The organism is Acidovorax sp. GW821-FHT09A11 (assembly GCF_059418365.1).
On sequence record NZ_JBWKPS010000001.1, the window covers coordinates 639,347 to 664,852 of the forward strand.

The 25,506-nt window shown below is 64.4% G+C and carries 23 protein-coding genes; 14 read left to right on the forward strand and 9 right to left on the reverse strand.

Translation table 11 applies throughout. From position 1 onward, the window contains the following. Positions 1 to 149: 149 nt before the first annotated feature. Entirely contained in the window at positions 150 to 1,265 is a 1,116-nt protein-coding gene (locus tag AC07PV_RS02920) for a helix-turn-helix domain-containing protein (protein WP_494629327.1), read from the reverse strand. Between the two features lie 139 nt (positions 1,266 to 1,404). On the opposite strand from AC07PV_RS02920, the gene AC07PV_RS02925 reads away from it, so the two are divergent. Then, positions 1,405 to 3,777, forward strand: a complete 2,373-nt coding sequence (locus AC07PV_RS02925; RefSeq protein ID WP_494629329.1) for a penicillin acylase family protein — start codon at positions 1,405 to 1,407, stop codon at positions 3,775 to 3,777. A gap of 317 nt (positions 3,778 to 4,094) precedes the next feature. Next, entirely contained in the window at positions 4,095 to 4,346 is a 252-nt protein-coding gene (locus AC07PV_RS02930) for a GlsB/YeaQ/YmgE family stress response membrane protein (protein WP_218338630.1), read from the forward strand. 74 nt (positions 4,347 to 4,420) lie between these two features. On the opposite strand, the gene AC07PV_RS02935 is transcribed toward AC07PV_RS02930, so the two are convergent. Both AC07PV_RS02935 and AC07PV_RS02940 read right to left on the reverse strand, forming a co-directional pair. After that, the gene (locus tag AC07PV_RS02935; protein WP_494629331.1) at positions 4,421 to 5,053 is read right to left on the reverse strand and encodes an NUDIX domain-containing protein; all 633 of its coding nucleotides are present in this window, start codon (positions 5,051 to 5,053) and stop codon (positions 4,421 to 4,423) included. Next, a complete protein-coding gene (locus AC07PV_RS02940) occupies positions 5,050 to 5,460 on the reverse strand; it encodes a DUF4406 domain-containing protein (protein WP_218295083.1) in 411 nt (136 codons plus the stop codon). The genes AC07PV_RS02935 and AC07PV_RS02940 overlap by 4 nt, the downstream gene beginning before the upstream one ends. A 63-nt stretch (positions 5,461 to 5,523) precedes the next feature. Here AC07PV_RS02940 and AC07PV_RS02945 point away from each other — a divergent pair, with 63 nt between their 5' ends. After that, a complete protein-coding gene (locus tag AC07PV_RS02945) occupies positions 5,524 to 6,288 on the forward strand; it encodes a DeoR/GlpR family DNA-binding transcription regulator (RefSeq protein WP_494629333.1) in 765 nt (254 codons plus the stop codon). Positions 6,289 to 6,293: 5 nt separating this feature from the next. Here AC07PV_RS02945 and AC07PV_RS02950 read toward each other — a convergent pair whose 3' ends face one another. Beyond that, on the reverse strand, positions 6,294 to 7,196 hold the full coding sequence (locus AC07PV_RS02950; RefSeq protein WP_494629335.1) for a LysR family transcriptional regulator: 903 nt from the start codon (positions 7,194 to 7,196) through the stop codon (positions 6,294 to 6,296). Positions 7,197 to 7,400: 204 nt separating this feature from the next. Between AC07PV_RS02950 and AC07PV_RS02955 the strand changes: the two genes are divergently transcribed. After that, complete coding sequence (locus tag AC07PV_RS02955) at positions 7,401 to 8,384, forward strand: DMT family transporter (protein ID WP_494629336.1); 984 nt, start codon at positions 7,401 to 7,403, stop codon at positions 8,382 to 8,384. A 35-nt stretch (positions 8,385 to 8,419) separates the two neighbouring features. On the opposite strand, the gene AC07PV_RS02960 is transcribed toward AC07PV_RS02955, so the two are convergent. After that, positions 8,420 to 8,470: a hypothetical protein gene (locus AC07PV_RS02960; RefSeq protein ID WP_494629478.1), complete on the reverse strand. Its 51-nt coding sequence runs from the start codon at positions 8,468 to 8,470 to the stop codon at positions 8,420 to 8,422. Between AC07PV_RS02960 and AC07PV_RS02965 the strand changes: the two genes are divergently transcribed. From AC07PV_RS02965 to AC07PV_RS02975, 3 genes are all read left to right on the forward strand, one after another. Further along, positions 8,448 to 9,836: a TIGR01777 family oxidoreductase gene (locus AC07PV_RS02965; protein WP_494629337.1), complete on the forward strand. Its 1,389-nt coding sequence runs from the start codon at positions 8,448 to 8,450 to the stop codon at positions 9,834 to 9,836. The two genes, AC07PV_RS02960 and AC07PV_RS02965, sit on opposite strands and share 23 nt — an antisense overlap. 640 nt (positions 9,837 to 10,476) lie before the next feature. Continuing rightward, positions 10,477 to 11,757, forward strand: coding sequence for an AAA family ATPase (locus AC07PV_RS02970; RefSeq protein ID WP_494629338.1), 1,281 nt, complete (start codon positions 10,477 to 10,479; stop codon positions 11,755 to 11,757). A gap of 4 nt (positions 11,758 to 11,761) precedes the next feature. Beyond that, on the forward strand, positions 11,762 to 12,454 hold the full coding sequence (locus tag AC07PV_RS02975) for a hypothetical protein (RefSeq protein WP_494629339.1): 693 nt from the start codon (positions 11,762 to 11,764) through the stop codon (positions 12,452 to 12,454). 240 nt (positions 12,455 to 12,694) lie between these two features. Here the strand turns inward: AC07PV_RS02975 and AC07PV_RS02980 are convergent, their stop codons facing one another. Then, positions 12,695 to 13,762: a LacI family DNA-binding transcriptional regulator gene (locus AC07PV_RS02980; protein ID WP_494629340.1), complete on the reverse strand. Its 1,068-nt coding sequence runs from the start codon at positions 13,760 to 13,762 to the stop codon at positions 12,695 to 12,697. Positions 13,763 to 14,031: 269 nt separating this feature from the next. On the opposite strand from AC07PV_RS02980, the gene AC07PV_RS02985 reads away from it, so the two are divergent. The 7 genes from AC07PV_RS02985 (at position 14,032) to AC07PV_RS03015 (ending at position 20,402) form a co-directional block, all read left to right on the forward strand. Further along, complete coding sequence (locus AC07PV_RS02985) at positions 14,032 to 14,715, forward strand: amino acid ABC transporter permease (protein WP_494629341.1); 684 nt, start codon at positions 14,032 to 14,034, stop codon at positions 14,713 to 14,715. Next, a complete protein-coding gene (locus AC07PV_RS02990; RefSeq protein WP_494629343.1) occupies positions 14,712 to 15,398 on the forward strand; it encodes an amino acid ABC transporter permease in 687 nt (228 codons plus the stop codon). Before AC07PV_RS02985 ends, AC07PV_RS02990 begins: the two co-directional genes overlap by 4 nt. A 14-nt stretch (positions 15,399 to 15,412) precedes the next feature. Then, positions 15,413 to 16,195: an amino acid ABC transporter ATP-binding protein gene (locus AC07PV_RS02995; protein WP_494629345.1), complete on the forward strand. Its 783-nt coding sequence runs from the start codon at positions 15,413 to 15,415 to the stop codon at positions 16,193 to 16,195. Between the two features lie 56 nt (positions 16,196 to 16,251). Next, entirely contained in the window at positions 16,252 to 17,046 is a 795-nt protein-coding gene (locus tag AC07PV_RS03000) for a transporter substrate-binding domain-containing protein (RefSeq protein ID WP_494629346.1), read from the forward strand. Between the two features lie 92 nt (positions 17,047 to 17,138). Further along, positions 17,139 to 17,681, forward strand: a complete 543-nt coding sequence (locus AC07PV_RS03005; RefSeq protein WP_494629348.1) for a VOC family protein — start codon at positions 17,139 to 17,141, stop codon at positions 17,679 to 17,681. 84 nt (positions 17,682 to 17,765) lie between these two features. Then, positions 17,766 to 19,043, forward strand: coding sequence for a ribulose-bisphosphate carboxylase large subunit family protein (locus AC07PV_RS03010; RefSeq protein WP_492244952.1), 1,278 nt, complete (start codon positions 17,766 to 17,768; stop codon positions 19,041 to 19,043). Between the two features lie 3 nt (positions 19,044 to 19,046). Further along, positions 19,047 to 20,402: a four-carbon acid sugar kinase family protein gene (locus AC07PV_RS03015; protein WP_492244953.1), complete on the forward strand. Its 1,356-nt coding sequence runs from the start codon at positions 19,047 to 19,049 to the stop codon at positions 20,400 to 20,402. 85 nt (positions 20,403 to 20,487) lie between these two features. Here the strand turns inward: AC07PV_RS03015 and AC07PV_RS03020 are convergent, their stop codons facing one another. The 3 genes from AC07PV_RS03020 to lpdA form a co-directional block, all read right to left on the reverse strand. Beyond that, complete coding sequence (locus tag AC07PV_RS03020) at positions 20,488 to 21,909, reverse strand: aspartate kinase (protein WP_369642409.1); 1,422 nt, start codon at positions 21,907 to 21,909, stop codon at positions 20,488 to 20,490. 278 nt (positions 21,910 to 22,187) lie between these two features. Further along, on the reverse strand, positions 22,188 to 23,258 hold the full coding sequence (locus tag AC07PV_RS03025) for a hypothetical protein (RefSeq protein WP_218295100.1): 1,071 nt from the start codon (positions 23,256 to 23,258) through the stop codon (positions 22,188 to 22,190). Positions 23,259 to 23,636: 378 nt separating this feature from the next. Beyond that, entirely contained in the window at positions 23,637 to 25,502 is a 1,866-nt protein-coding gene (gene lpdA, locus AC07PV_RS03030; RefSeq protein ID WP_494629350.1) for a dihydrolipoyl dehydrogenase, read from the reverse strand. Between the last annotated feature and the right edge of the window lie 4 nt (positions 25,503 to 25,506).

Below are 25,506 nucleotides of genomic sequence, written 5' to 3' on the forward strand. Positions count from 1 at the left end.
AATGAACGGAAATCAGGAGAAAACGGCCGCATGCGCTGGTGCACTCATGCCGCACAGCTATTATTTCAATAGCAACCATGGATTATCGCCTGTGGCCCGGCGCGGGCGGGCTGCGGCCGGGTGGCTTGTGCACCCGCCGTGCCGGCCTGTCAGGCTTCTCCTGCGCTGTCGGCCCCGGGCGGGGCCTGCCGCGCCAGCCACTGCTTGCGCGAAGTGCGCAGCTTGAAGCGCTGGCGGTAGGCCCCCGGCGTCACCCCGCACACGCGGGCGAACACCTTGCGAAAGCTGCCCGTGTCGCTGTAGCCGCATTGCTGCGCCACATCTTCCACGGTCAGGTAGGTGGTCTGCAGCAACGCCTGCGCCTGGGCGATGCGCAGGCGGTGCAGGTAGTCCTGGGGGCTTTCGCCATGCACCTGGGCAAACCAGCGCAGCAAGGTGCGCGGACTGGTGGCAGCGGCGCGGGCCGTGGCCTGCAGGCTGTAGGGTTCGTTGCGGTGGGCCTGCAGCCAGCGCCGCGCCAGCTCCAGGGCGCCCGCGGCCAGCGGATGGCCGGTGGGGGTTTCCATGGCGGCGGTGGCCGTCAGCTGCCGCTCCCGGTCGAACAGCAGCGCGTGCATTGCCGCCTGCGCCAGTTCGGCGGCGGGCGTGTGGCCGAGCAGGTCCAGCACGGCTGGGAGGGTGTCCTGCAGGGATGCCGTGGTCCACAGGGCGCCATCGCGTTGCCAGGCCTGCTCCCGCTGCCACACCACTTCGGCAGGAGGCGCCCCATCGGCGGCACCTGGCCCGCTCTCGCTGGACTGCAGCACGATGGACGGCGCGAACACCCACGGCAGCGCCGCCTTGCGCCCCGCCAGCAACCCACAGTGGGCCAGCAGGCTGGAGCCGTTGAACAGCGCCAGGGCCCTGCCGCCCCCGCGCAGGTGGCTGTGCAGCATGGCGCCGAAGTGCTGGCTGTAGCGGCTGCTGACCTCGCGCAACTGGGGCCCCGTGGGCACCAGCCAGCCGGGGATGACGACCACGTGCAGAGGGCCTTGCGAGCCATCGCCCCCTGCTGGCACGGGGGGCGGGGTGGCATCGCCCTCATGCGGCATCGGCAGCCAGAACCAGCGCAGCGCGGGCTGCGCGCCACCGGGCCGCATGGCGGCCAGCATGTTCATGGCACGCAGGGCGTCCACCACCGCGGTGGCCGTGCTGGCAATGCTGTCGCGCCCCCAGAGGATGCCCACATTCACGCAGGACGAAAGGACGGTGGTGCGGGTGGGCATGGTGGCGATATTGCCACCATTCGTGGCCAGATCACCACCCCGTTGAGGTGTTACCGGGCAGTAGCATGGTTGCGCGACCACAGCACCCCGCCGGCGATGCGAACCGCCCGCGGGTCCAACACCCAGGAGACCTGAACCCATGCGACAGACCCCAGCCACCGCCGGCCAGACGACGGCATTGACCACCCTCGCCGCTGCCTGCGCCGCCCTTTTTCTGGCGGGTTGCGCCATCCAGCCCGGCGCGGCGGGCAGCGACCGCGGCGTGACCATCGAGCGCACCACCTACGGCATTCCGCACATCACCGCGCAGGACCCCGAATCGCTGGCCTACGGCGTGGCCTATGCCTATGCGCAGGACAACGTCTGCATGACGGCCGACCAGCTCGTGACCGCGCGCGGCCAGCGCAGCAGCACCTTCGGCGGCCAGGCCATCGGCCTGCTGGGGCGCCGCTACATTCCCAACGAACAGATCGACCTGTTCATGGCCGCCCACATGGACGACGCCGCGCTGGAGCGCCACTGGGCGGCCACGAGCCAGCAGGTGCAGGCCATGGCGCGCGGCTACGTGGCGGGCTACAACCGCTACCTGGCCGACAACGCCGCCGCGCTGCCCGATGCCTGCCGCGGCAAGCCCTGGGTGCAGCCCATGACGCTGGCGCAGTACCGCCGCATGGCCGAAGTGGTGGCCGTGCAGGCCGGCATCGCCGCGCTGGCCGACGGCATGCTGGGCGCCCAGCCGCCCGCCGCCAAGGCCGCGCAGGCCCCCGCCCCTGGCGTGGAGCTGGCCGACGCCGCCCAGGCCCTGCGCGAGGTGGGCCTGCTCGACTCGCCCCTGGGCTCCAACGCCTGGGCTTTTGGCAAGGACGTGACGGCCAACGGCAGCGGCATGCTGCTGGGCAATCCGCACTTTCCGTGGAGCGGCCCCAACCGCTTCTATGAAATGCACCTCACCATCCCCGGCCAGATGGATGTGATGGGCGTGGGCATCGGCACCTACCCCATGGTCTCCATCGGCTTCAACAAAGATGTCGCCTGGTCGCACACGGTGTCCACCGGCAAGCGCTTCACCTTCTACGAAGTGACGCTGGCCGAGGGCGATCCCACGACCTACCTGGTGGACGGCAAGCCGGAGAAGATGACGGCCCACAAGGTCAGCGCCCAGGTTCCCGGCCCGGACGGCAAGCTCCAGGCGCGCGAGCACACCGTGTGGTCCACCCGCTGGGGCCCGCTGGTGGTGGTGCCCCGCGCCGGCCTGACCTGGAACGCCAGGACCGCCTACGCGCTGCGCGACGCCAACACCGGCAACACCCGCATGATGGACGCGGCCCTGGCCTTTGCGCGCGCCCGCTCGGTGCAGGACCTGCACAAGGCGCACGCCAACCTGGGCCTGCCCTGGGTGAACACCCTGGCGGCCGACCGCAGCGGACAGGCCATGTACGCCGACGTGAGCGTGGTGCCGGACATGGACGCCGCGCAGCTCGCGCGCTGCGCCCCCAGCCAGCCCGCCGCCGCGCTGCGGGCCGCCGCAGGCCTGGTGGTGCTGAACGGATCGCGCGCCGACTGCGACTGGCGCCGCGACAGCGCATCGCCCGTCCCGGGCCTGATCCCCATCGGCCGCATGCCCGTGGCCTTCCGCACGGACTGGGTGCACAACAGCAACGACAGCTTTGTCTACACCCACCCGGGGCAGAAGTTCGACGGCATCTCGCCCATGGTGGGCGACGCCAGCCTCACGCGGCCCCGCACGCGCGCCGGCCTCGCGGAAATCCCCGAGATGCTCGGCCGCGGCAAGGTCACGCTGCAGGCCATCCAGGACCAGCTGTTCCAGAACCGCAACTTCATGGCCCAGGTGGTGGTGCCCGACCTGCTGGCCGCCTGCGACAAGGCGCCCTCGGCAGAGTCGCGCGGCGGCTGCGCCGCCCTGAAGGGCTGGGACCGCCGCAACAACCTGGACGCGCGCGGCGCCCATGTGTTCCGCGAGTTCTGGCGCACCGCGCGCAACATCCCCGGCGTGCACCGCGTGCCGTTCGATCCGGCACAACCCGTGGCCACGCCCGCCGGCCTGAAGATGGACGACGCCGCCACCGCCACCAAGGTGTGGGAAGCCCTGGACGGCGCCGTGAAGACCGTCCGCGCGAGCGGCTTTGCGCTGGACGCGACCCTGGGCAGCGTGCAGCGCCCGGACATCACCGAGGAGCCCATCGCGCTGCATGGCGGCGAGGAGTTCGAAGGCGTGCTCAACAACCTGGGCCGCCAGGAACCCGCGCCGCTCAATGCGCGTGGCCTGCGCATCGACTACGGCACCAGCTACGTGCAGACGGTGACCTTCGACGCCAAAGGCCCGGTGGCCCAGGCCATCCTGACCTACGGCCAGTCCACCAACCCGGCATCGCCACACGCCAACGACCAGATGTGCCTGTTCTCGGCCAAGCAGTGGCACACCCTGCCCTTCCACCGCGAGGACGTGGTGAAGGCGCGCATCGGCGAGCCGCTGCGGCTGGTGAGGCACTGAGCCTGTTCGAGGTTTTCTAGAAGTCGCGCAAGCGCCTGGCCACAATGGGATGCTAGGCGCTGCGCGCCGCCCGGATAGCCCGCAAGGAGCCCGCCGACAGCCCGGCTACGGGCAAGCGACGGAACGCCGCAACGCCGCAACGCCGCCCGGCAAGGCGCTTGCCCGAAGGCTGGAATGTCATCGGGCGATTGCACGCCAATGCGATCCCTGAAAAGACCTGGAACGGGTTCCGAGAGCCGCCGGGCTCCGAAAATGCCATTACAGTCATTGCCGGAGCCCACTGCCGGGCCTGCGCACTCTTGATTGAAAGGAATTGCATGCTGTCCATCCTCGGAACCATCATCGTCGGCTTCATCGTCGGGCTGATCGCGCGCGCCGTGAAACCCGGCGACGACAAGCTGGGCTTGATCATGACCACCGTGCTGGGCGTTGCCGGGTCGCTGGCGGCAAGCTATGTGGGCAGCGCCATGGGCTGGTACGCACCCGGCGCGCCCGCCGGATGGATCGCGTCGGTGGCCGGTGCCATCGTGCTGCTGGTGATCTACGGGCTGGTCAAGAAGAAGGCCTAGCCACCGCGCCCGCTGGCCCGCCGGCTTGAAGAAAATTGGCCTCCAGCGCCCATGGATAAAGCGCAAGCAGCTATCTAAACAGTAGCAAATTGCAGCTGCAGCGCCACATGCTGCAGCAGCATGATCGTCTTTCCGTCCTGGATGGCGCCCCCGGCGATGCCCGCCAGGGCCTCGGCCAGCGGCATCTCGATGACCTCGATGTCCTCGCCCTCGTTCACCAGGCCGCCTCCGGCCCGCACGCGGTCCTGCGGCTCGTACTCGGCAATGAAGAAGTGCAGCTTCTCGGTGACCGAACCCGGGCTCATGTACGCCTCGAACACCTTGCGCGGCTGGCGCACGCGGTAGCCGGTTTCCTCCTGCGCCTCGCGGCGGATGCAGGTCTCGGGGTCGTCCCCGTCAAGCAGCCCGGCGCAGGCCTCGACCAGCAATCCGTCCGCGCACCCATTGAGGAAGGCCGGCAGCCGGAACTGGCGCGTGAGCACCACCGTGCCCCTGCGCGGATCGAACAGCAGCAGCGCCGCGCCGTTGCCCCGGTCGTAGGCTTCGCGGCTCAGCGTCTGCCACTGGCCGTCGCGCCGGCGCAGCGAAAAACTGACCTTGCGCAGCACGTACCAGTTGTCGGACAGCAGTTGCACGTCCAGCAGCTTCACGTGCTCCGCGCGGGCATTGAGCTCGGCGATGGGCACGGCGGGCACCGGGCGGCTCATGCGGCATGCCCCCGGGCGCCAGCCTGGCGCCGGGGCAGCTCATCGACGTGGTGGAACACGGGCAGCCCGCGTGCCCGGGCCCGCGCCACGTCCATGTCCGCGCCACGCGACGCGCCGGGCAGGCGCAGCACGGCATCGCAGCGCGCCAGCAGCCGCTCTGCCACCGGGTACTGGTAGGCATGGAAGACGGCATCGCCCGGCTCGCGCCCGCCCGCCGCATGGATGATGGGCAATGCCAGCCACTCGCCCAGCAGGGGCAGATGGCCGCGCTCGTAGATCGGCAGCGCGGCCGCCTCCAGGCGGGCCCGGTTGGCGGCGATGCGGTCCGCGTCGCCGTCGGTGCCAGAGAGGTACGGGCCGGCGATCAGCACCAGCAGCGGAAAGTCAGTGTCGGAAGGGGCGGGCATGGTTTTGCAATATTCAATACGTGCAATATCATGCACAAACATGCAAATTCACGCAACCCACCCATGCTGACCACACAACGCAAGCAACTCCTGCTCGACCGCCTTCGGCGGGACGGACAGATCGTGGCCAAGGCCTTCAGCGAAGAGCTGGGCATTTCGGAAGACACCGTGCGGCGCGACCTGCGCGAACTGGCCGCCGAGGGCCTGCTGCAGCGCGTGCATGGCGGCGCCCTGCCCGCCTCGGCCGCCTTGGGCAGCCTGCGGGCCCGTGAGCAGCTGGCCCCTGAAGACAAACGCGCCCTGGGCCGTGCCGGGGCGGCCCTGGTGCGGCCCGGCCAGGTGGTGATCCTCGACGGTGGCACCACCTCGCTGCAGGTGGTGTTGCACCTGCCGCTGCACCTGCGCGCCACCGTGGTCACGCACAGCCCGGCCGTGGCCGTGGCATTGGCCGGCCACCTGCAGATCGAGGTGCTGGTGCTGGGCGGCCGGCTGTTCCGCCATTCGATGGTGAACGTGGGCGCCAGCGTGGTCGAGGCCGCCGCGCAGCTGCGTGCAGACCTGTACCTGATGGGCGTGACCGGCGTGCATGCCGAAGCGGGCCTGACCACGGGCGATTTCGAGGAGGCCGCCGTGAAACGCGCCCTGCACCAGCGCGCGGCCGAGACGGTGGTGCTGGCATCCGCCGACAAGCTGGGCGCGGCATCGCCCTTCACGATTGCGCCCCTCGGCGAACTGGCGGCCCTGGTGGTGCCCGCGTCCACGCCCGCGGCACTGCGCAAGAAGCTGCAGGCGGGCGGCGTCACGGTGACCACTGCAGCCGCCGCCTGATCTGATCAGCCCAAGGGCCCCGCGCCCAGGCGCAGGTGCGCCACCAGCGCCTGGGCAAAACCCGACAGCACCGCCCCCTTGCGCACACAGATCTGCAGGTCGCGCTGAACCCAGGGCTCGTCCATCTCGACCACCACCGGCGGCTCGCTCAGCCCCGCCACCTGCAAGGCCGCGCCGCGCGGCACCAGCCCGATGCCCACGCCCGCCCCGACCATGCGGCACACCGCCTCGAAGCTGCGCACCTGGATGCGCACGTCCAGGTGCCGGCCCAGTTCGGCGGCGGCATTCATCGTGAAGGTGTGGATGGCCGAGCCCGCGTGCAGCATGACAAACGCGTGGTCGAGCACCTCGGCGAACCCCACCTTCGCCCGCCCGGCCAGCACATGGCCCGCCGGCACGATGAGCACCAGGCGGTCCTGCCGGTACGGGGCCAGCTCCACCCCCGCGCCCGAGCCGCTGTCGGCCAGCACGCCCACCTCGATCTCGCCGCTGGCCACCGCCACCACGATGTCCGCGCTGGTGCGCTCCTCCAGGCTCACGCTCAGCTGCGGATGCCGCTTCAGGAAACCCGCCAGGTCGTCGGGCAGGAAGGTGTGCGTGGCATGCGTGTTGGCCCACAGGCTCACGTGGCCGCGGATGCCGGTGGCAAACGGCGAGAGGTTGGCATGCATCTGCTCGATGCTGGCCAGCACCTGGCGGGCATTGCGCAGCAGCGCCTCGCCCGCACGGGTGAGCACGAGGCCCCGGGTCTGGCGCTCGAAGAGGGCGGTGTTCAGCGCCTCCTCCAGGCGCCGCAGCCGGTGGCTGGCCGACGAAGGCGCCAGACAGGCGCGCGCGGCGCCGCGCGTGAGGTTGCGCTCTTCGGCAATGGCGACAAAAAGGCGCAGATCGATCAGGTCATAGGTCAATGGAGGCCCCTTGGCATTCGTCCACAACGAACGAACGGTTGCGGCAATAACAATTGTGCCCGCCGCGCCCGGCAGGCACCATCGGGCGCATCGATCTTTCTGGGCCCGCCTTTGAGCCTGCATGGCGTTCGCATTTTTTACATGCCCTGACCGCTTGCAGCGCGCCCTTTCCCCCCCCGCGCCCCCACCCTCTGCCCGCATCCCATGCCCTGGAAACACTGGTCTGCCGAACGCCTCGGCCTCATCCTCGCCATCCTGGCCGCGCTGGGCTTCTCCTTCAAAGCCATCTTCGTGAAGCTGGCCTATGCCGTGCCCCAGGCCGTCCCTGTGGATTCCGTCACCCTGCTGTGCCTGCGCATGGCGTTTTCCGTGCCCGTGTTCGCCTGGGTGGGCTGGCGCGCCAGCCGCAACCTGGCCCCGCTCACCCGGCGCGACTGGCTGCTGGTGATCGCGCTGGGCCTGCTGGGCTACTACGGCGCGAGCATCCTCGACTTCATCGGCCTGCAGTACATCACCGCCAGCCTGGAGCGGCTGATCCTGTTCACCTACCCCACGCTCACCATCCTGATCGGCGTGCTGTTCATGGGCAAGCGGGCATCGCGCCGCGAGATGGGGGCGCTGCTGCTGTCCTACGCGGGCATCGGCCTGGCCTTCGCCCACGACTTGCACATTGCGGGCGACACGCACGCCGTGCTCATCGGCGCGGGCTTCGTGTTCGGCTCGGCCGTCTCGTATGCGTTCTACCAGGCGGGCAGCGAACCCGCCATCCGGCGCCTGGGCGCGGCACGCTTCACTGCGCTGGCGATGCTGGTCTCCACGGTCGCCACGCTGGCGCATTTCATCGTGTCCCAGCCCGCGGGCTCCCTGGTGCAGCCGGCCCCGGTCTACCTGCACGCGCTGGGCATGGCCATTTTCTCGACCGTGCTGCCGGTATTCATGACCTCGGCGGCCATCCGCCGCATCGGCGCAGCCCAAACCGCGCTGGTGGGCACGCTGGGCCCCATCCTCACGATCTTCTTCGGTTGCTGGCTGCTGGACGAGCCCTTGTCGTGGCCACAGATGGCCGGCGCGGGGCTGGTGCTGGCGGGGGTGTTGTTGATCGGCCAGCGGGGCGCCCGGATGGTGCCGCTGCCACCTCAGGGCATCTCTTCACACCCGACTGCACAGCCGAGCGCCAAGTCGGTCTGAATCCATGCAGCGGTGGGCAGGTTCGGGCTACGGAATCAGCGCAGGCCCGGCCGTGTCAGCTTCTTGGGCAACCCCACCCGCGAAATCCCCAGATGCCGCGCCGCCTCGCTGCACGCCGCACGCGAGGCCATCTACGGCGTCGTCTTTGTCGGCCTGGCCTGGTTTGAATGGCGCGGCGCCTTTGCCGCCGTGCTGGCGGCCCTACTGCTGATCGAAGTGGGCATCACCCTGGCCGACTTTCTGGAAGAAGACCGCACCCGCCGCCTGCCGCCGTTCGAGCGCGTGCTGCACACCGTGCTGACCATCAGTTACGGCCTCTTCCTGGGCCTGATCGGCCCCGTGCTGTGGGCGTGGGTGCAGCAACCCACCGCCATGGTGCTGGCCCCGCACGGCTGGGTGTCGTGGCTGTTCACGGCCTACGCCGTCGGCGTGTGGGCCTGGAGCGTGCGCAACGTGCTGGCCGCCATCAAGCTCTACCGCACGGCACCGCCTGCACAGCCCAGCACCACCCTGCATGCCCGTGGCCTCCAACCCCAGCCAGCCACCCTGGTCACCGGCGCCACCGGATTCGTGGGCAGCGCATTGGTGGCCGACCTGGTGCGCGACGGCCAGCGGGTGATCGTGTTGACCCGCGACGCTCTGCAGGCCCGCGCCAGCTTTGGCCCCAGCGTGTGGGTGGTGGACACGCTGGACGCGATCCCGTCTGAAACGACCATCGACGCAGTGGTCAACCTGGCAGGCGCCCGCGTGCTGGGCATGCCGTGGACCCAGGCGCGCAGACGCCAACTGCTGGCCAGCCGCGTGGACACCACCGTGGCAGTCGTAAGCCTGATGCGGCGCCTGCACAAGGCCCCGCGCGTGCTGGTCAGCGCATCGGCCGTGGGCTTCTACGGCGCATCGCCCAACGCGTCGATGGAGCCCCTGGACGAAACCGCCCCGCCCCGCCCCGGCGAGTTCCAGTCCGACCTGTGCGCGGCCATCGAACACGAGGCGCGCCGGGCCGAAGCCCTGGGCGTGCGGGTGGTGCGCATGCGGTTTGGGGTGGTGCTGGGGCACGGGGGTGGCGCGTACCCGATGCAAGCGCTGGCCGCGCGCCTGGGCCTGGGTGCTGTGCTGGGGCATGGTCGCCAGCCTGCGCCGTGGGTTCATCTGGCTGACGCGGTGGGTTTGGTAAGGTTTGCGATGGTGAACCCAAAGCTGCAAGGCCCCGTCAATGCCGTGGCGCCTGAGGCGGTGACGCAGTCCACGGTTGCAAATGCTCTGGCCGCGTCGTTTGGGCGTCGTGTTTGGCTGGGCATGCCCACCCTGCCATTGCGTACCCTGATGGGGGAAATGGCTACGTTGTTACTGGATGGGCAGAACGTGGTGCCGAGCGCTGCGCTGACCCATGGCTACAGGTTTGTGCATGCGCAGTTGAGTGGGGCGCTGGCGGGTCTTGCGCAGGCGGCATAGGTTGATGCGGCAGGCTTACCCCGCACGGAACACTAGTAAAACTAGGCTCCAACACTTACTGGGAAATCGCTTTTAGCTATTATTTGTGTAGCAATTGCTTTGAATAAATGCGTCCTCGCTCGGCTGCGGCTTTAGCCCTGAAAACATCGACACCGCCACATCTTTCTAACAAAAGGGGGCGGTCACATTGGACCAATCCGTGTTGCGACGTGAGGCGTTGCGCTCCACATCTGCCCACACACCGTCAGCGCTACGCTGCCCCATTCGGCAAAGATGCTAACGCTGTCAGCGTTACACACGACGCTAAAGTAGCGCTTGTTGGGCAAGTGGTTGATGGTGAGACCCAAGTAAGGTTGACAAACGTGTGACCTCTAACTTACTACGGCGCCACACAGCCGTGGCGGCGCAACAACTACACCTGTTGAGTTCAGTGTTGCCATCCCAGATCGCTTACGTGCCAATGTGCAACCATCCGCTATGAACAAGTTACCAGCTCAAGCAGCTTCGTCACTCGAACGAATCTCGATGAGCTAGACTTCCACAGTTATGATCGCTGGCTATTCTAAAAAAAGAAAAGCCAGTTTTTAGCCAAATAATACTGACACATAGTATTCTCCAATACGGCGAAATAAAGGTCGAAATGATCCGCACAATTTCTGTAAAAAACTATAAATCCATTGAAGATTTAAATATTAGTCTTGGGCGACTTAATATTTTTATAGGTGAAAATGGCGCTGGAAAAAGCAACTTATTAGAATCCATTGCGCTTGCTGGGGCGGCTGCAGCCGATAAAGTTGACTCTGAATTTCTGGTATCACGAGGAATTAGAGCGACAGACACGCATCTCATGCGCTCAGCTTTTAACGAAATACAAGTAGACAAAAAGATTACAGTGAATGTGTCCATCCATGACGATTGGTCAATTCAATATTCATTAGAAAATGACGGGGAGCCATATTCAAAATGGACCTCAGTATACAACTATCTCATGAAGTCCGGCGACTCCGATTTTAGAAAAAGTTATGATGAGCTGAAGATCATGAGAAGTCTTTTCATCAGAGCTTTTTCACAACAGAAAAACGATGACAAAAAAACGTCTTCCGAAAGCATACAAAAGCGCGTAGAAAATATACTTAGCATCTTTCTAGAAGATAATTCTGATCATGCAAAAAAATCTAGTAAAGACAGAAAAAAAACAGAGCAAGTAAATCATTTAAAAAGAGCCTACGCAGAAGAAATTCAACGCACCTCAATTATAAATGAAAAACTTTCCAATTTTCTTATTTTCTCCCCAGAAAACAGTGCCTTACGCGACTTCTCGAAAGAGGGCCAAGTGCAGCCTCTTGGCATCTCAGGAGAAGGCTTATTCAAACTATTAAAAATAGAACAAAAAAATACTGAGTTCCAGAAAGAGCTAGAGAGTTTTTTGAATTATTTTGGTTGGTTTGAAAGCTTGCACATTCCCGAAGATGCATCCAACATAAGTCACATTAAAGCAATAGACAAATACATAAAATGCAATGATCATAAAATTGATTTAAGAAGCGCTAACGAAGGATTTTTATTTCTTGCTTTTTATTTTGCACTCTTCAGATCAGATCTGACCCCTGGATTTTTTGCGATAGATAATGTTGATGCATCTCTAAATCCAAAATTGTGCAAACATATTATAAAAAAAATAAATTCACTTGCGGAAGCTCACAATAAGCAAGTCATTCTAACAACGCACAATCCGGCGATTCTCGATGGGCTCGACCTAAAGGACCCTGAACAACGACTCTTTGTGATTGCACGCAACGACGAGGGAAGGACTATCGCTAGGCCTATTTCAAAGCCAGAGTCCCCAGTACCAGGAAGAACTCCGCGCCTTTCGACTATGTTTATGGATGGAGCACTTGGCGGGCTGCCTAAGGCATTCTAAAATTATGCAAAATATTGGAATTGCAATTATTGCAGAAGGAATAACTGATCAAGTAGTCGTAGAAAAAATCCTGAGAGTACACTACAAAGATGATCTATCTCCTGATGAACTATATATTCAATACATACAGCCCCATCGAGATGCAACAGACAATGAAAAGCAAGCGGATGAATCGCACGGAGGTTGGAAAAATGTTCTTGAATGCTTGCAGCAATACGATATTATTGCCGATGCATTAAGCACAAATAAGAAACTTGTGATTCAGATTGATGGTGATATCTGTTTTGATGACAGCATTTCAATTGACCCCTCCGATGATTGCGATGCAGTTTGCAATAAAATAATTGCCTTATTAAAAAGTCAAATCTCTACAGATCTCCTCAGTCATATAGAGGACAGATTATTATTCGCCATACCGCTGCATAGTACAGAATGCTGGCTTATACCGCTATACAGTGAAGATATGCGGTACTGCGCCAAAAAAAATAATTGCGAAAACCATCTCATCACCGTAACCGAGGGTAAAAAAATTGACTGCAGAAAAAATCATGCAAACTACACTCGCCTCGTTCAACCAATGAAGAAATCAAAAAACCTTGATTTAATAGGGGAAAAATCAAGAAGTTTTCAGAAATTTCGCGATTCTTTGCCAAAATTCACCGAAGACCTTGTGGCGTCAGTTAATGGCAATATTTAGTACCTGCAAACGAAATTTTGAAAGCAGCGTGCTCCAAATAAGGTTCCGGTGTAGAACGCAGAAGCCGTCTACACTAAAGTGAAAACTGGCTTTTAAAAAGAGCTTACTTCGCCACAGATTTAAGCCGTCATCGAAGCAGCCGTTTGATCGGTTGGTCTGAGCAGAACGTGTAAGTGCAAGAAGAATCATGCGCTTTCGGCCATGTGGCCCCGTGCGGGATATCTCGAACGCATTCCCATCCTAGGGCAAATTCTCCCGAAATATCACCTGACTCCGCGTCGTTTCCACCCCATTCGTCGGCTCTCGCCCATCCCGCACATTGGCAAAAATCCGCACACAGTTCATCACCGCACCTTGCGGGTTCTGCGTGATCACCGCGTCCATCGTCCCGTCGATGAGCAGCGCCCGCGTATCCGGCGTGAGGCCGTGGCCGATGAACACGATCTTGCGATCCGCCCCGGCCTCTTTCAGCGCTCGGCCGATGCCTTCTGCCCCGCCGCCAATGTTGTAGATGCCTGCCAAATCATCGTGCTGCTCCAGCAGCGCGCGGGCCTGGCGGTAGTTGCGTTCGGCGTCGTCCTGGCCTTCGCGCACGCCCACCACCTGCACCAGGGGGAACTGCTCTTCAAACAGGTGCAAAAAGCCCGCCTCGCGCTCCTCGTGGGCGCGGTAGCGCAGTGATCCCACAATCATCGCCACATGCGCCTTGCGGCTGTGGGCCAGTGGGCCCATGAAGCGGGCGATCAGGTAGGCGGCGGTGCGGCCTGCGGCGCGGTTGTCCAGGCCCACGTAGGCCACGCGGCGCGAGTTGGATAAATCCGAGATCAGCGTGACGGTGGGCACGCCCTGCTCTGCCAGCTGGGCCACGGCCTCGCGCACCACGGGGTGCTCCAGCGCCATGAAGGCGATGCCGTCGCAGCGCTTGCCGTAGTGCAGCAGCGCTTTGGCCAGCGCGTCGGGGTTGAAGCTTTCGATGTACGCCGCTTGGCAGCGCACGTTGAACGGTGCCCAGTGGTCTTGCGCGTAGCCGATCACGTCGCCCAGCATCTGCAGAAACCGGTTGCTGCCCTCGGGGATCAGCACCATCAGGCGCAGGGGCTGCGGCTGCAGCGCTGCGTGCAGCTCCGCCTGCGGCAGATAGCCCAGGGTGGCAGCGGCCTGCAGCACCCGCTGCGCGGTGGCGTTGCGCACGCCCGATCGCTGGTTCAGCACGCGGTCGACCGTGGCGGTGGAGACGCCGGACAGCTGGGCGATGTCGGGGATGCGCGGGCTGCGGGGACTGCTGGGGTTGGGCGGGTTTTGGGCCATGTAAATTCAATCAAAAACCATCATTCAGCTTGCTGGTATTTGATGGATTCTGCGGATACTATCACTCGGCGTTCGATGCTGAAAGGCATCAGAACACATCAGTACAAACCCTAGGTTGTGACGGTCGCCCACACCCGCGAAACCGATCACTCAGGAGACAAAGACATGCCTGGTATTTCCGCTCACGCTCGCCTGCGCCCACAGGGCAAGCCGCCAGTTTTTGGCCGCCGCGCCAGCACTCGCTGATTGACGCGCACCGCTGCCCACTCATGACGTACGAGTTCGACTTTGCCAGCGTGCTGGCCAACTGGCCCCAGTTTCTGGAAGGGGCGTGGATGACCATCCTGCTGTCCTTCCCGGCCACCGTGATTGGTTTTGTGGGTGGCACGCTGCTGGCCATTGGCCGGCGCAGCGACCGGCGCTGGCTGGTGAGGGCCTGTGGCGCGTATGTAGAAGTGCTGCGCAACACGCCGCTGCTGGTGCAGGTGTTTCTGGTGTTCTTTGGCCTGGCCAGCCTGGGCTTCAAGGTGTCGGCGTTTGCTGCGGCGCTGCTGACGCTGGTGATCAACGTGGCGGCCTACACCTGCGAAATCATGCGGGCGGGCATGGATTCGATCCACAAGGGCCAGATCGAGGCGGCCGAGTGCCTGGGCCTGACGCGCCGGCAGGTGTACTGGCACGTGGTGCTGCGCCCGGCGATGGAGAAGGTGTACCCCGCGCTCACCAGCCAGTTCGTGCTGCTGATGCTGGCGTCGTCCATCACCTCGCAGATCTCGGTGGAGGAACTCACCGCCGTGGCGGCACGGGTGCAGTCCGAGACCTTCCGCCCGTTCGAGGCTTACATCCTGGTGGCGGTGGCGTACCTGGCGCTGTCGCTGTTGATGCGGCTGGGGCTGTGGGTGTTCGGGCAGATCGTGTTCACGCGCCAACGCAAATTGGGGAACGCCAAATGATCGACGGTGGCCTCAACTCCTATCACCTGCAGTACCTGATGTGGGGCGCGCTGTGGACCATCGGCCTGTCGCTGATTGCCTTTGTGGGCGGCGGCCTGGCCGGGGGCGTGATTGCGCTGTGCCGCGTCAGCCCGATCAAGGCGGTGCGCTGGGCGACGATTGCGTGGATTCAGATCATCCAGGGCACGCCGCTGCTGGTGGTGCTGTTCCTGTGCTACTTCGGCCTGAGCATTGCGGGGCTGGAGCTGCCTGCCATCGTGGCGGCCAGCATTGCGATGATTGTTTACGTCAGCGCGTATCTGGGCGAGATCTGGCGCGGGTGCATCGAGTCGGTGCCGCGCACGCAGTGGGAGGCGGCCGAGTGCCTGGCCCTGTCGCGCACCCAGCGCATGCGGCTGGTGGTGCTGCCGCAGGCGGTGCGCATTGCCACGCCGCCCACGGTGGGCTTCATGGTGCAGATCGTCAAGAACACCTCGCTGGCGTCCATCGTGGGGTTTATCGAGCTGGTGCGTGCCGGGCAGCTCATCAACAACTCCATCTTTCAGCCCTTCACCGTGTACCTGCTGATCGCCGTCGTCTACTTTGCGATGTGCTACCCGCTGTCGGTGTGGAGCCGCAAGCTGGAGCAGCGCCAGCAGTTTGGAAACCGTGGCCCAGCCACAGTGCCTGTGACCACCGCATGAAACGAGAAGACACCATGAACCTCGCCCAAGACGCTGCCGCGCAACCCTTCCAGCCAGCGGCCTCGCCTGCGCAGCCCGTCGTTGAACTGAAGGACGTGCACAAGAGCTTTGGCAGCAACCAGGTGCTCAAGGGCGTGTCGTTTGCCATTCCCCGGGGCCAGGTGGTGGCCATCATCGGCAAGAGCGGCTCGGGCAAGAGCACGGCGCTGCGCTGCATTGACCGGCTGGAGATCATCGACAGCGGCACCATCAACGTCTGCGGCCACGCGGTCCACGACCCGGCCATCGACCTGCGCCAGTTGCGCCAGGACGTGGGCATCGTGTTCCAGAGCTACAACCTCTTCCCGCACCTGACGGTGGAGCAGAACATCACCCTGGCGCCCAAGGCCGTGAAGAGCCTGCCCACGGCCAAAGCGCGCGAGATTGCCGCCCGCACGCTGCAGCAGGTGGGCCTGGCGGACAAGGCGCAGGCCTACCCCGAGCAGCTCTCGGGCGGACAGCAGCAGCGCGTGGCCATTGCCCGGTCGCTCGCGATGGAGCCGCAGGTGATGCTGTTTGACGAGGTGACCTCTGCGCTGGACCCGCAACTGACCGGCGAGGTGCTGCGCGTGATCGAAGCCCTGGCCCAGGGCGGCATGACCATGGTGCTGGTCACGCACGAGATGGAGTTCGCCGCCCGGGTGGCCGACACCATCATCTACATGCACGAGGGCAAGGTCTGGGAGACGGGCCCGGGCGCGATGCTCAAGAACCCGCAGACCGCCGAGCTGCGCGATTTCCTTTCTCACGGGCTCTGAGTTTCCAGGCCTGCCCTTTTCGATTCCCTATTCAAAAACCACCAGGAGACAACACCATGACCGCTTCCCTCATCCTCCGCCGCTCCCTGCTGGCCATCAGCGCCGCCGCCCTGTGCGTGCCCGCCATGGCCGAGCTGGCCGACATCAAGTCCGCCGGCAAGCTGCGCGTGGGCATCGACTTTGGCGCGCCGTTCTACGGCTACGTGGACGAAAAGATGAAGCCCGTGGGCTCGGACGTGGAAGCGGCCGAGCTGCTGGCCAAGGACCTGGGCCTGGCGCTGGAGATCGTGAACACCACCAACTCGTCGCGCATCCCCAACCTGTTGTCGAACAAGGTGGACCTGATCATCTCGTCGCTGTCGATCACGCCCGAGCGCCAGAAGGCCGTGGACTTCTCCATCCCCTACGGCGCCATCCAGGCCGCGGTGGGCGCGCCCAAGAGCCTCAAGCTCACCAGCATCGAAGACCTGGCGGGCAAGACCGTGGCCGTAACCCGTGGCGGCCCGCAAGACAAGATCCTGACCGAACGCGCACCGCAGGCCAAAGTGGTGCGGTTTGACGACGAGTCCGCCTCCATCACTGCCGCCGCCACCGGCCAGGCCGACATCGTGGCCATCACGCCGCCGATCATCGCGGCCATCGCCAAGAAGAACCCGTCGCGCGACTTCGAGACCAAGTTCATCCTGCAGTCGTACCAGCTGGGTGTGGCCATGCGCAAGGGCCAGCCCGAGCTGATGGCCGCCGTGAACGGCTGGATCAAGACCAACCTGGCCAACGGCAAGCTCAACGACATCCATGTGAAGTACGCGGGTGTGCCGATCCCCAAAGAAATCGTCGACGGCGCCAAGTAAGTAAATAAAGCAAGCCTGCAACCTGGGCGGCGCCTGATGGGCCCCGCCCGGCTGCGCCCTGCCCTGACGCATCACCAACAAAGGAAATTTTTATGAGCCGTCATTTCGGCGCCATCCGCCAACTTGGCTATGTGGTCCACGACATCGAAGCCGCCATGGACTACTGGAGCAAGACCCTGGGCGTGGGCCCTTGGTTCTACAACACCAAGGTCCCGATCAAGAACTACGTGTACAAGGGCGAGCGCTACGAGCCGCACAACTCGGTGGCGCTGGCCAACTCGGGCTACGTGCAGGTCGAGCTGATCCAGACGCGCAACGACGTGCCATCGATGTACCGCGACTTTCTGCAGGCCGGACGCACCGGGCTGCAGCACGTGGCCTACTGGACGAGCGACTACGACGCCGACCTGGCGCGCCTGACGGCCCAGGGCTTCAAGACGGTGATGAGCGGCGAGGTGGGCGAAAAAGGCCGCTTTGTCTACTTCGACACCGAATACCACCCCGGCACGGTGATCGAGCTGTCGGAAGTGGCGGGCCCCAAGGGCCGCATGTTCGACCTGATCCGTTCGGAGTCGGAGACCTGGGACGGCACGACGGACCCGGTGCGGCCGTTTCCGGATCTCTCCAAGATCTAAAGAAGGCCTGAATTTCAAGCCAAATTGGCACCTAGCGCTTGACACATAAGCGCTAGCAGCTATCAAAACAGTAGTTCACCCACCATGTCCCCAGACCGCTTTGAAGCCACCTACCTGATCGAAACCCCGCTGGACCCGGCCCACGTGGCCGAAGTGCTGGCAGGCGAACAGTCGTGCGGCACCTTCACCCGGGTCGAGGGCGAGACCGACGCACTGCGCGAACGTGCGCGCGCCACGGTCGAGTCGGTGGAGCTGCTGGACGTGGCGCCCGCACCCTCGCTGCCCAACGGGTGGATGCAGCGGCGCGGCATGTTCGACACGCCGCAGACCTGGCAGCGGGCCCGACTGCGCGTGAGCTTTCCGTGCGACAACATCGGCCCCAACCTGCCCACGCTGGCCGCCACGGTGTCGGGCAACCTGTACGACCTGGGCGAAGTCACCGGCCTGCGCCTGGAGTCGATGAAACTGCCCAGCGCCTACCGCGCCCAGTTCGACATGCCCCGCCACGGCATCGCCGGCACCCGTGCGCTGACCGGCGTGCAGGGCCGCCCGCTCATCGGCACCATCATCAAACCCAACGTGGGCTTGTCGGCCGAAGAAACCGGCGACCTGGCCGGCCGCCTGTGCGCTGCGGGGGTGGACTTCATCAAGGACGACGAGGTCTGCGCCAACCCGGTGCACGCGCCGCTGGCCGACCGCGTCAAGGCCGTGATGCGCCGTGTGCGCGCCCACCAGGACAAGACCGGCAAGCTGGTGATGGTGGCCTTCAACATCACCGACGAGACCGACGCCATGCGCCGCCACGCCGACCTGATTGCGGCCGAAGGGGGCAGCTGTGTGATGGTCAGCCTGAACTGGTGCGGCTACTCGGCCGTGCAAACCCTGCGGCGCCACACCCCGCTGGCGCTGCACGGCCACCGCAACGGCTACGGCGCCCTGTCGCGCCACCCGCTGCTGGGCTTTTCGTTCAACGCCTGGCAGACGCTGTGGCGCCTGGCCGGTGTGGACCACATGCATGTGCATGGCCTGCAGGGCAAGTTTTCGCAGACCGACGAAGAAGTGATCGAGTCGGCCCACGACACGCTGGCCCCGCTGTGTGATGGGCTGGACGACCGCGTGTTGCCCGCCTTCTCCAACGGCCAGTGGGCCGGCACCGTGCCCGCCACGTGGGACAGCATCCAGTCCAACGACCTGCTGTTCATGTCCGGCGGCGGCATCCTGGCGCACCCGGACGGCCCCGCCGCTGGCGTGGCCAGCCTGCAGCAGGCGTGGGACGCGGTGCAAAAGGGCGAGACCCTGGCACAGCGCGCCACCCAGGCATCCGAGCTGCGCCGCGCGATCGAATTCTTCGGCAAGAAATAAACGATGACGACGACGGCCCCTCTGTACGGCTGGTACGGCGACGACTTCACAGGCGCCACCGACACGCTGGCCGTGCTGGCCCAGGCCGGGCTGCGGTCGATGCTGTTCATGGGCGTGCCCAGCGCCGAGGCCCTGGCCGCCGCCGGGCCGCTGGATGCGGTGGGCATTGCTGGTGCCGCGCGCGCCATGCCTCCAGAGGCCATGCGGGCCGAGATGTCGGCTGTAGGCCGCTTCTTCGACAAGCTGGCGCCGCCGGTGCTGCACTACAAGGTGTGCTCCACCTTCGACAGCGCCCCGCATGTCGGCAACATCGCTTGCGGCATTCAGACCCTGCACCCGTTCGTGAACAACCGCTGGGTGCCCATCGTGGGCGGGCAGCCCAGCCTGGGGCGCTATTGCGCGTTCAGCAACCTGTTCGCTGCGGCGGGCACGGGCGGCGCCGTGCACCGCATCGACCGGCATCCCACCATGCGACAGCACCCGGTCACACCCATGGGTGAGGCCGATCTCCGGCTCCATCTGGCGCGCCAGGGGCTCGATGGCATCACCGCCCTGCACTACCCGCTGTACGACGCCACCAACGACACCGACACCACCACCACTGGCGCCCTGGACGCCGCCCTGCAGGCCTTGCTGGCGCATGGCGCAGCGTCCCACGCCATGGCGCCGACCTTGCTGGACCTGACCACGCCCGGCCAGCTGGCCACCGTGGGCCGCCTGCTGTGGCAGCAGTCCCAACACGCCCGGTTGCTGGCCGTGGGCTCCAGCGCCGTGGCCCAGGCGCTGGTCGCCCACTGGGGCAAGCCGGCGTCCACGGCCGCTGCGCCGCTGGCGCCCGCCGACGGGCCGGTGTTGGCCTGGGCGGGCAGCTTGTCCCCCCTGACCGCCGCGCAGGTGCAGGCCGCCACCGCATACCACCGCATCGCAGTGGACGCCCAACGGCTGTGCAGCGACACGGCCTACGCCCAGGGTCTGCGAGACGCCATCTGCGCGGGGCTGCAGAACGGAGAGAACGTGCTGGCCTTCACCGGTCCCACGGACGGCGCGCCGCTGGCCGCTGCGGCCTCTTCCACCGATGTCGCCCAGGCCAGCGCCCATCTGATCGCCCGCGTGGTGCAAGCCCGCGCAGAACGCGGCGCGCCACTGCGCCGCATCGGCATCGCTGGCGGTGACACGTCAAGCCACGCAGTCCAGGCGCTGCAACTGTGGGGGCTGTCGTACAAAACCGCGGTATGCCCCGGGGTCACGCTGAGCAGCGCACACAGTGCAGACCCGTCGCGCCACGGGCTCGAGTTGATGCTCAAGGGCGGGCAGATGGGCGGAACGGATCTGTTCGAAAGGCTGCTAGGCACCGCCTGACGGAGACATCCAGGCGACAAAAAGCCCGCGCAAGGCGGGCTCCTTATGAAAAGGCATTGCGGCAGGCGCGCCTGCCGCAATTTCTTCACACGCGCGGAACCGGAGTGCCTGAGTTCACGCACAGCGCCAGGTTCAGCGCCTTGATGGCCGTCTTGTAGTCCTCGCGCTCGATCACGAACTGCATGTTCACCTGCCGCAGGGTCTGGGACACGCAGTTCACGTTGACCCGCGCATCGGCCAGCGCCTGCGCGGCCTTGGCCAGCACGCCAGGGATGCCGATGTTGGAGCCGATGGTGCACACGATCGCGCTGGGCTTGATCGTCACGATCTGGTAGTCCTCCTGCAGCTCCGCCACCAGTTCGGGGGTGACCTGGTTGTCCCACACCAGGTGTGCGATGGAGTTGGCGTTGGTCGCCTTCAGGATGTAGCTCACATCGTGCTTGCAGAACACGTTCATCAGGCCCGCATCAAAGCCCACCGTGCCCACCATGCTGGGGTCGTGGATCTCGATCAGCGTGACCTTGTCGGTGCCGGTCACGATCTCCACGCGCGCGCGCTCGCCCACGAAGTCCTTGGTGATCAGCGTGCCGGGGTGGTCGGGCTCGAACGTGTTCTTCAGGCGGATGGGGATGCCGGCCAGCTCCATGGGCTTGGCGGCCTTGGGGTGGATGGCTTCCATGCCCACGTCGGCCAGTTGGTCGGCCACGTCGTAGTTGGTGGCGCCCACCACGATGGCGTTTTCCAGGCCCACGAGGTTGGGGTCGGCGGACGACAGGTGAAATTCCTTGTGGATCACGGCCTCGGCGGGGCGCACTTCCACGGCGATCTTGCTGAACGTGACCTCGGAATAGCCGCGGTCAAACTCGCGCATGATGCCTTCGGTGCCCTTGGTGTAGCCGGTGGCCACCACCACCTTGTCGCTCAGATCCAGTCCCTTGAAGCTCTGCGCGATGCGCTCGTCAATGGTCCAGGCTTCGTTGTCGTCAAAACCGGCCAGGTCCATCAGGATGGCGTTGACGCCACTGGCCTTGAGGATCTCGACCGAGTTGAACGCGCTGTGCGACTCGCCAATGGAGGCCAGCACCTCGCGCGCGGCCAGCAGCACATCCTTGCGGCTCAAGTAGCCGCTGGCGAGCACGTGCTGCATGGCGTTCAGGTACTCACGCGCCTGGCCAATACGCTGGTCGATGAAGGCATCGGCCACATCCAGCGGCAGGCCCAGGTCGGCGTAGCCCGCGTTCAGCTTTTTCAGGCTGGCGGCCAGCTGGGTCAGGGCGTCCTGGTAGCCCTTGCCCTCTGCAAACAGGGCATAGATGCCGCGCTCGCCCGTCTTCTTGTGCTCCAGCAACTGGTTCGTCACGCCCGAGTAGGCGGACACCACATAGATCCGGCCATAGATGCGCTTGGGATCGTGCAGCATGATGTGGCGCAGCACATCGCCAAAGGCGGTCATGGAAGTGCCGCCGATTTTCTCGACAGAGATCTTGGAGGAGTTGACGTCTGACATGGACAAGCTCAGAGGAGCAAAAAGGATTGGGAGGCCGGGCGGATGTCCTGCCCCATGGGTAGCGGCAGAAAACTCTCTATTTTCCACGACTTTTGTCGGAACTCCTGCGCGGGGCAAGCACAGCTGCAGCCGGGGGATGCATTGGCAGGACACTGCCCGCCGAGTATGGGTGGCATGCGCAACCTGGCCGTCGCCTGCTCGGCGGCTCGCTTACCGTTGTTGGGCGGCCAGCTTTCATGCGTCCATGGCAAAGGCGTTCGCGTGGCCATGGCGGCAGTTCACGCCGTGGGCACGCGTCCTGCGCCAAACAGTGTTCGCAGGTCGTCAGCTTGAATCGCGCGGTGCGTTGCGTTCAGGAAGTACGGGGTCATGTTGTGGTGAGCGCAGCGCTGGACCAGCAGCTCAAAACGCTGTTCCATGTTGGCTTCCCCGGCCCAGTGGGCCAGCACGAGGTTAGCCTGGTACGGTTTGACGGCGATCGCCTGGCGCGGCTCGCCCAGGTCATAAACCAGAAAGTCCGCCAATGTCCGGCATTGGTCCAAGACAGGCAACACCTCGGCTATCAGCCAGTCCGCAGTCGCTGCCAGGAAATGATCCAACTGGCTTGGGTTCGAAATTTCCACCGGGTTGATGTCATAGGCGCCGGACCGCAACGGGCTGACGAACTGCTGCACCACCCCCGCATGGATGATGTGCAAATCAATCATGTGCTGCGGTTCGCACAGCGGCGCCAGCTCTGCGGGCAGCACCGGACGAAGCCCTGCTGATGTGCGAGCCTCGTACAACGCGCCGTCCGAGCGGCTCTTCCATCCGAGCGAGATTCGCTGCAATCCCAGGGGCGAATCCCGGAGCCAGTGGACTTGCATCGTGACCGACGACGACCTCGCGATCTCCAGCCTGAACCCGTGCGTGTGCAATTGCGGATGGACCAGCGCTCGCACGCGGCCTTCGATATCGGGCAGCTTTGCAGGCGCTGGCGCCGGGTTGCTCCAGGCCAAATGCTCTCGCCCTTGAGGCGACAGCCGCCAAGGGCCGGGCACAAAACATTCACCGGTGCTGTCGTCGTAGACGCTAAGTCCCAGTTCCACCGCTGCATCCACGAGCCGGGGATAGAACAGCGTCAGATCATGGATGTCCACGGCCAAGACCGCATCGTCCGGCAGCGCGGTGGGTGTGCCCAGGTCCCACGCATCGCCGTATTCGGGAAACGCGGCTTTCATGCGCTGGGCCAGCTCGACGAACTTTGGATTCAGCGCGGCCCGCTGGTCGGCGAGGCGCTTGAACGCGGCCTGCGCCTCGGCCCAGTTCGTCGGAGTGGGCTGGTCCCAGATATGGATGGCGTAACTCATGATGAACTATTTTCCATGCGCTTTGCGCCGTGCCACATGCACATTGCAAACCTGCTGTGGCAACTTCCCAAAACCAATACACGCCCGGTAAAGCGGGCAAAGTTCATGCATTTCAAAATCGGCTCCCTGATTGCTGGCGCGAGCCGCCCATGGCCCAAACCTGCTGACTACAACTGGACTGTGCGTGCACAGTTCAAGGCAGTCTGCCATGCCAACCATACGGAATCGAATTGCACGATGCTCGCCAGGTTTCCATCTAACATCCCCAGGTCCTAAAAGCCCTCAAAAATATCTGAGTCGCCAATAAGAAGGCCGCACAGCTCATAGAGCTTGTGCGGCCAACTATCAAGTCAGGAGTGATTCGAGGAGCTTGTCAAATCACTTCTTCTGCGGCGGCACATCCGTGCACGAGCCGTGTGCAATCTCCGCCGCCATGCCGATGCTCTCGCCCAGCGTGGGGTGCGGGTGGATGGTCTTGCCGATGTCCACGGCGTCGGCGCCCATCTCGATGGCCAGCGCAATCTCGCCGATCATGTCGCCAGCGTGCGTGCCGACCATTCCGCCGCCGAGGATCTTGCCGTGGCCGTGGGCCTCGGGCGAGTCGTCGAACAGCAGCTTGGTGACGCCTTCGTCGCGGCCGTTGGCGATGGCGCGGCCGGAGGCCGTCCAGGGGAACAGGCCCTTCTTGACCTTGATACCTTGCGCCTTGGCCTGGTCTTCCGTCAGGCCCACCCATGCCACCTCGGGGTCGGTGTAGGCCACGCTGGGGATCACGCGGGCGTTGAAGGCGGCGGATGCCAGCTCCTTGTTGCCCTGCAGTTCACCCGCGATGACCTCGGCCGCCACGTGTGCCTCATGCACCGCCTTGTGCGCCAGCATGGGCTGGCCCACGATGTCGCCAATGGCGAAGATGTGCGGCACGTTGGTGCGCATCTGGATGTCGACGTTGATGAAGCCACGGTCCGTGACGGCCACGCCCGCCTTCTCGGCGGCGATCTTCTTGCCGTTGGGCGTGCGGCCCACGGCCTGCAGCACCAGGTCGTACACCTGCGGCGCGGGGGCCGTACCGCCCTCTTCCGCTGCGGCAAACGTCACCTCGATGCCTTCGGGTGTGGCCTTGGCGCCCACCGTCTTGGTCTTGAGCATGATGTTGTCAAAACGCTTGGCATTCATCTTCTGCCAGATCTTGACGAGGTCGCGGTCGGCGCCCTGCATCAGGCCGTCCATCATTTCGACCACATCGAGGCGCGCGCCCAGCGTGCTGTACACGGTGCCCATTTCCAGGCCGATGATGCCGCCGCCCAGGATGAGCATGCGCTTCGGAACACCCTGGAGCGCCAGGGCTCCGGTGGAGTCGACAACGCGTGGATCGTCGGGCATGAAGGGCAGGCGCACGGCCTGGCTGCCGGCGGCGATGATGGCGTTCTTGAAGGCGATGACCTTCTTGGTGCCCGTCTTTTCTTGCGCGGTGCCGGTGGTTTCTTCCACTTCGAGGTGGTTGGCACCGACGAAGCTGCCGTAGCCGCGCACGGTGGTGACCTTGCGCATCTTGGCCATGGCGGCCAGGCCGCCGGTCAGCTTGCCGATGACTTTTTCCTTGTGGCCGCGCAGCTTGTCGATGTCGAGCGAGGGCTCGCCGAAGCTCACGCCCAGGTCAGCCATGTGGCTGACTTCGTCCATGACGGCCGCCACGTGCAGCAGCGCCTTGGAAGGGATGCAGCCCACGTTCAGGCACACGCCACCCAGGGTGGCGTAGCGCTCGACGATGATGACCTTGAGGCCCAGGTCGGCCGCGCGGAAGGCGGCACTGTAGCCGCCAGGGCCACCGCCGAGCACGAGCACGTCGCAGTCCAGGTCGGCCGTGCCAGCAAAGCTGGATGCTACTGGATTGATAGCTGCTTGCGCTTGTGGTGCGGGCGCTGGAGCCGATTTTGGTGCAGATGCTGCAGCCACGGGTGTCGCAGGTGCCGGTGCCGGTGCGGCTGCCGGGGCCGCCGCGCCAGCACCCTCCACCTCCAGCGTCAGCACCACCGAGCCTTCGGCGATCTTGTCGCCGAGCTTCACGCGCAGTTCCTTGACCACGCCAGCATGGCTGGAAGGGATCTCCATGGAGGCCTTGTCGGACTCCACGGTGATCAGGCTCTGCTCGGCCTTGATGGTGTCGCCGGGTTTGACGAGCACTTCGATGATGGCCACTTCGGCGAAGTCGCCGATGTCGGGCACCTTGATGTCGATGATTGCCATGGTG